Annotated in this window: 3 protein-coding genes; 2 read left to right on the top strand and 1 reads right to left on the bottom strand. The window is 73.8% G+C overall.

Annotated features, from left to right (window positions below; all coding sequences use genetic code 11):
* Both ABZ371_RS27385 and ABZ371_RS27380 read left to right on the top strand, forming a co-directional pair.
* The coding region (locus ABZ371_RS27385; RefSeq protein WP_358684365.1) for an amino acid adenylation domain-containing protein at nt 1-3,985 on the top strand (3,985 nt) is incomplete at its 5' end.
* On the top strand, nt 3,975-5,672 hold the full coding sequence (locus tag ABZ371_RS27380; protein ID WP_358684363.1) for an ABC transporter ATP-binding protein: 1,698 nt from the start codon (nt 3,975-3,977) through the stop codon (nt 5,670-5,672). The genes ABZ371_RS27385 and ABZ371_RS27380, both read left to right, overlap by 11 nt.
* Before the next feature lie 82 nt (nt 5,673-5,754).
* Here the strand turns inward: ABZ371_RS27380 and ABZ371_RS27375 are convergent.
* Nucleotides 5,755-6,426 (bottom strand): alpha/beta fold hydrolase (locus ABZ371_RS27375; protein ID WP_358684361.1); only part of this gene is annotated, 672 nt, incomplete at its 5' end.

Raw genomic sequence — 6,426 nt, 5'->3', positions numbered from 1 at the left:
CGCGGCGGCCGCCGCCGACGAGGCCGCCGCGCGCCTCGACCCCCGGGCCGGGGACGTCATCGCCTTCGACTGGCTGGAGGCGACCAGGACCCTGGTCGTCACCGTGCACCACCTCGCCGTCGACGCGGTGTCCTGGCTGATCCTGCTGGACGACCTCACCGCCGCCCTGCGCGGGACGGCCCCGGCGCCGCCGACCACGTCCTACGCCGAGTACGCCGAGGCCCTCACCTCGCGGTCCGCCCGGGTCACGGACACCCTCGGGCACTGGATCACCACACTGCGGGCCCCGGCCCTGCTGCCCCCCGAACGGGTCCGGGGGCGCCGCACGACCACCGTGGTGCTCGGGCCCGAGGTGAGCGCACAGGTGACGCGCACGGCGCCCGCCGCGCTCGGCACCGGTGTCACCGAGCTGCTGTGCGGCGCGCTCCGCGCCGCCCTCACACGCATCCAGTCCTCTCCCACCGACCTCGCGATCGAGCTGGAGCGGCACGGCCGGGTGCCGGTACTGGCACACCACGACTACTCCCGCACGGTCGGCTGGTTCACCTCCATCGCGCCCGTACGGCTCGCGGCGCACACCGACCCCGTGGCGGCGGCGTGCGAGCTGGCCGAACGGCAACCGGACGAAGCCGGGCACGTCGCCTACGGGCAGCTCAGGTACCTCGACCCGCAGACCGCACCGCTGCTGGACGCCAGCCCGCAGGTCCTCTTCAACTACCTCGGCCGGGGCAGCGAGTCCCAGGCACTGCGGCTGACCGGCGGCGAGGAGAGCGGCCCGTACGCGGTCGAGGTCAACGCCTGGACCGACGGGGCCACCGGAAGCCTGCACGCGGAGTTCGCCCTCGCCGACGGCGTGCCCGACGAGATCACCGGACACTGGCGGGACGCGCTGGGCCACATCGCGGCCGCCGCCGCGACGGCCGAGCGCACGGCACCCGTCACCCCGCTCCAGCGGGGCCTGTACTTCCAGGCCCAGATGGCGGGCCGGGCCGGGCACTACGTGGCGCAGAGCTACTTCACCTTCGACCGGCGTCTGGACACCGACGCCCTGGCCGAGGCGATGGCCCACGTGATCGGGCGGCACCCGGTCGTGGGAGCCGGGTTCACCACGGACGACGGCGGAAACCCGGTGCAGACCCTGCGGGCGGGCCGCCGGGTCCCCGTGCGCACGGTCCACCCCGAGACGGAGGCGGACGTCGACGCACTCCGCGCCCGGGACCGCGACACCGGCTTCGACCCCGGTGAACCGCCGCTGGTCCGCCTCACCGTCGTGCGCCTGCCGGACGGCCGTGACGGCCTGCTGCTCAGCTACCACCTGCTGCTGTGGGACGGCTGGTCCCGTGAGACGGTCCTGCGGGACCTCTTCGACGCCTACCGGGCCGTGGTGGCGGGCGAGCCGCTGGATCCGGCGCCCGCGGTCCCGGGCTTCGAGGAGTACGCCCGGGCGCTCGCCGCCAGGGACAGCGCCCCGTCGGAACGCTTCTGGGCGGAGCACCTGGCCGGACTGACCGGCCCGACGCTGCTCGCCGGACCGGCCCCTGCCCTCTCGGACGACCTGCCGCACGCCCTCGTGCACACGCTGTCCGCCGCCCGGTCCCAACTCCTGCGGGACGCGGCCGGCAGGCACGGCGTCACGCTGAACTCCCTCCTCACCGGCGCGTTCGGCCTCCTGCTCGGTGCGCACACCGGCCGGAGCGACGCCGTGTTCGGCGTGACCGTCTCCGGCCGGGAGGGCGAGGGACTGTCCGACGTCGTCGGCGTGCTTCTCAACACGGTGCCCATGTGGACCCGGCCCCGGCCGGCCGACACGGTCGGGGCGTACCTGGCAGCCGTCCAGGCCGCCAGGGTCGAGGCGATGGACCACGAGCACCTGGGACTCGGGGAGATCCAGCGGGCCAGTGGGCACGACAGCCTGTTCGACAACCTGTTCGTCCTCCAGAACTTCCTGGACATGGACGCCTTCGCCGAGATGAACTCCAGGCACGGCATCACCTCGGTGCGGGCGGACGACTCGACGCACTACCCGTTCACCTGGGTCGTCACCCCGGGGGACCGGCTCACCGTCAAGCTGGAGCACCGCGGCGAGGACACCGCGGGCGCCCGCCGTCTCCTCGACGACTACCTCCGGGTGCTGGAGGACCTGGCCCGGTCGACGGGGAAGGTGGGCGCGCTCGGCGGCCTCGGACCGGCTCCGGAGCCCCCCGCCCGTACGGACGTCGGCACGGACACCGTCGTCGACCGCTTCGACCGTGCCGCGGACCGCGACCCCGGGCGCACCGCACTCGTCGCCGACGGCTCGGCCATGACCTTCGCCCAGCTCCGCGACCGCAGCAGGGCGGTGGCGGGCGTCCTGGCCGCCCGCGGTGTGGGGCCGGAGGTGACCGTGGGCCTCGCCGTGCCGCGCTCCCTCGACTCGATCGTCGCGCTGTTCGCGGTGCTGCGCGTCGGCGCCGCGTACGTACCGCTGGAGCTGGACCACCCGGACGAGCGGATCGCCGCGATCGTCGCCGACTGCCGACCGGACGTGATCCTCACCGTGAGCGCCGTCTCCCCCCGGCTGACCGGCGAACTGATCGAGCTGGACCGGCCCCTCCCCGCGGCCGACCCCTTCGTGACGTTCAGCCCCGAAAACCCGAACCGCCTGAGGCATCCCGCGTACACGATCTACACCTCCGGGTCGACCGGGAAGCCCAAGGGCGTGGTGACCGAGTACGCCGGGCTCACCAACATGCTGATCAACCATCAGCGCCGGATCTTCGAACCGGTCCTGGCCCGGCACGGCCACCGGGTCTTCCGGATCGCCCACACCGTGTCGTTCGCCTTCGACATGTCGTGGGAGGAACTGCTGTGGCTCGCCGACGGCCACGAGGTCCACATCTGTGACGAGGAGCTGCGCCGCGACGCCCCCCGGCTGACCGAGTACTGCCTCGCGCACGGCATCGACGTCGTCAACGTGACCCCGACCTACGCGCAGCAACTGGTGGCGGAGGGCATCCTCGACGACCCGGGACGACGGCCGGCGCTCGTGCTGCTCGGCGGCGAGGCCGTCACACCGGGGCTCTGGCGGACGCTCGCCGGGACCGACGGCACGGTCGGCTACAACCTGTACGGTCCCACCGAGTACACCATCAACACCCTCGGCGTCGGCACCTTCGAGTGCCAGGACCCGGTGGTGGGCGTACCGATCGACAACACCGACGTGTACGTACTGGACCCCTGGCTGCGGCCGTTGCCGGACGGGGTGCCCGGGGAGCTGTACGTGGCGGGCGTCGGCATCGCGCGCGGCTACCTCGGGCAGCCGGCGCAGACCGCGGACCGGTTCGTCGCCTGCCCGTTCGGAGCACCCGGCGAGCGCATGTACCGCACCGGCGACCTGGTGACCCGGCGGCCCGACGGACACCTGTCCTACCTCGGCCGCACCGACCAGCAGGTCAAGATCCGCGGCCACCGGGTCGAACCGGGCGAGGTCGAGGCCGCGTTCGCGGCACATCCCGCGGTGCGCTTCGTCGCCGCGGTCGCCCAGCCCGACCCGCGGGCCGAAGGGACCCACCGGCTGGCCGCCTACCTGGTCCTCGCCGGCTCCGACCTGGCGACGGTCGCCGCCGAGGTGGGCGCCGGACTGCCGGACTTCCTGCGCCCGACCCACTACGCCCAGGTCGACGGCATCCCGCTGACCGTCAACGGCAAGGCCGACACCAAGGCGCTGCCCGAGGCGAAGCCGCTGGGCGTGCTGACCACCGGGGGCGAGCGAGGCCCGGCGAACGCGACCGAGACGGTGGTCTGCGAGTATTTCGCCGAGGCACTGGACCTGGATGACGACGAGGTGGGCGCGACGAGCGACTTCGTGTCCCTCGGGGGACACTCCATGCTGGCGGTGCGGCTCATCGGGCTGCTCCGACGGGAGTTCGGTCCCGTGATCACGATCCGCGACCTGCTCACCCTGCGAACCCCGGAAGCGATTGCGCGCCACCTCGATGACAACTGACACGCGAGGGCCCCGCGCGGGGGCCGGCATCCTGCGAACCGCCCTGCGCCGCAACATCGGCGCCATGGCCTGGGGCACCGTCCTCATGGGCCTCTACCAGGCGGGTGAGACCGCCTTCCCCATCGCGCTCGGCCTCATCGTCGAGCACACCATGCAGGACAGGACCCTCGGCTCGCTCGGCCTCTCGATCGCGGCGCTGGCCGTCATCATCACGACCGTGTCACTGTCGTGGCGCTTCGGGATGCGCGTCCTGCAGAAGGCCAACACGACCGAGGCGCACCGCTGGCGGGTGCGCGTCGCGGCCTGCGGACTCCAGCCGGTGGCCAGGGATGTCGACCTGAAGTCCGGCGAGGTGCTGACCATCGCCACCGAGGACGCCGACCAGACCGCCGACATCATCGAGGTGGTGCCGCTGCTGATCAGCTCGCTGGTCGCGGTGGTGGTCGCGGCCCTCGCGCTGGGTCTGGCCGATGTCCGGCTCGGTGCGCTGGTCATCCTGGGAACCGTCGCGATCCTGTCCGTGCTCAGCGTCATGTCCGGACGGATCGGGTCCAGTACCCGCGAACAGCAGGCCCGCGTGGCCAGGGCGGGCGCGAAGGTCGCCGACCTGATCACCGGCCTGCGCCCCCTGCACGGCTTCGGCGGCAACCACGCTGCGTTCCTCTCCTACCGGAAGGTCAGTACGGAGGCCAGGCGGCAGGCGGTCACCGTCGCCAGGGTGAACGGCGCGTACGCGGGGACGGCGCTGGCGCTCAACGCGGTGCTGGCCGGGGCGGTGACCCTGACGGCCGGATGGCTCGCCGTCGAGGGCCGGATCTCCGTCGGGGAGCTCGTCATGGCCGTGGGGCTCGCGCAGTTCATCATGGAGCCCCTCAAGATGTTCGCGGAGATGCCCAAGTACGTGATGATGGCGCGCGCGTCGGCCGAGCGGATGGCCCTCGTGCTCACCGCACCGCCGGTTGCGGCCTCCGGTGCGGAACGCCCGGCCGCCGGGGGCGACCTGGAGCTCGACGGCGTGTGCCACGGGTCCCTGGACGGCCTGACGTTCCGGGTGCCCGCGGGCGAGTTCGTGGCCGTCTCGGCCTACCAGCCGCGAGCGGCGGCCGACCTGGCGTCGGTCCTGGCCGTCAACACCCCGCCCGAGGCGTACGACGGGGTGGTCCGAGTCAGCGGGCGGAAGATCGGTGAGCTGTCCGTCGAGGCGGTCCGGGCGCACATGCTGGTCAACCCGTACGACGGCGAGATCTTCGCGGGGACCCTCCGCACGAACATCGACCCCTCGGGCACCAGCCGGACGGTACCCGAGGCCGTGGAGGCGTCCATGCTCACCGACGTCGTGGCCCTGCACCGAGAGGGCCTCGACCACGCGGTGCGGGACCGGGGCGCGAACCTGTCCGGGGGGCAGCGCCAACGGCTGTCCCTGGCCCGGGCCCTGGCCGCCGACACCGACGTCCTCGTCCTGCACGACCCGACGACGGCCGTCGACGCCGTCACCGAACAGCTCGTCGCGCGCAACATCGCCAAACTCCGGCGGGGCCGCACCACCCTCGTGATCACCAGCAGTCCGGCCCTGCTGGACGCCGCCGACCGCGTCCTCGTCCTGGACGGCGGGGCCGTCGTCGCCGAGGACAGCCACCGCAACCTCCTCGCCACGAATCCGGACTACTGCCACGCCGTGGCCCGGTGACCCGCCGGGCCGCGGGCCCGGTGGGGAGCGGGCCCGGTGGGGAGCGGCCCGGGCCGGGCGCGGGGGAGGTGCGGACGCGGACTCAGCCCAGCGCCCAGGCGACGTCCCTGAGCAGGGCGTGCCGCCAGCCGGCCCGGTCGTGCCCCGACGGGGAACGGGAGACCCGCACGGTGGCGCCGGCCCGCGCGGCCAGTGTCTCGGTCAGCTCGCAGTGGGGGAGCATCCTCGTCTCGTGTTCGCCGACGTCGAAGGCGACCCGCAGACCGGACAGGTCGGGGCGCTCCCGCAGGCGCGCGGCGACGGCGCCGCCGACCGGGCCGGCCAGGGGGTCGGGCCGTCCCAGGGCGCCGGGGCCCCACCAGAACGACCCGGACTGGCAGGCGACCCGTGAGACCAGCTCCGGGAACTCCAGCGCCGCGTACAGCGCGCTCAGCCCGCCGAGGCTCTGACCGGCCACCACGAGCCGGTCCGGGTCGGTGGGCACGCCGGACTCCGCCACCGACGGCAGCAGTTCGTCCCGGACCGCCTCCCACAGCCCGGGCGCGCACGTGAATTCGGCCGCCCTGTCCTTGGCCGGGAGGAACACGAGCGTGACGGGCGGCATGTCACCGGCGGCGACGGCGGCGTCGAAGGCGGTCATGGCCGGGTGGAGGTACAGCCAGTCGTCACCGTCGAGCAGGAGCACGACCGGCCCCCCGCCGCCCACCGGGTGGACGCGCACGGTCCGCCGCCCGCCGAGCCGTTCGCCGGCGGC

Source organism: Streptomyces sp. NPDC005899 (assembly GCF_040629645.1).
Taxonomy (GTDB): domain Bacteria; phylum Actinomycetota; class Actinomycetes; order Streptomycetales; family Streptomycetaceae; genus Streptomyces.
The sequence above is the reverse complement of the archived record's forward strand: the minus strand, read 5'-3'. Positions and strand labels throughout refer to the sequence as shown.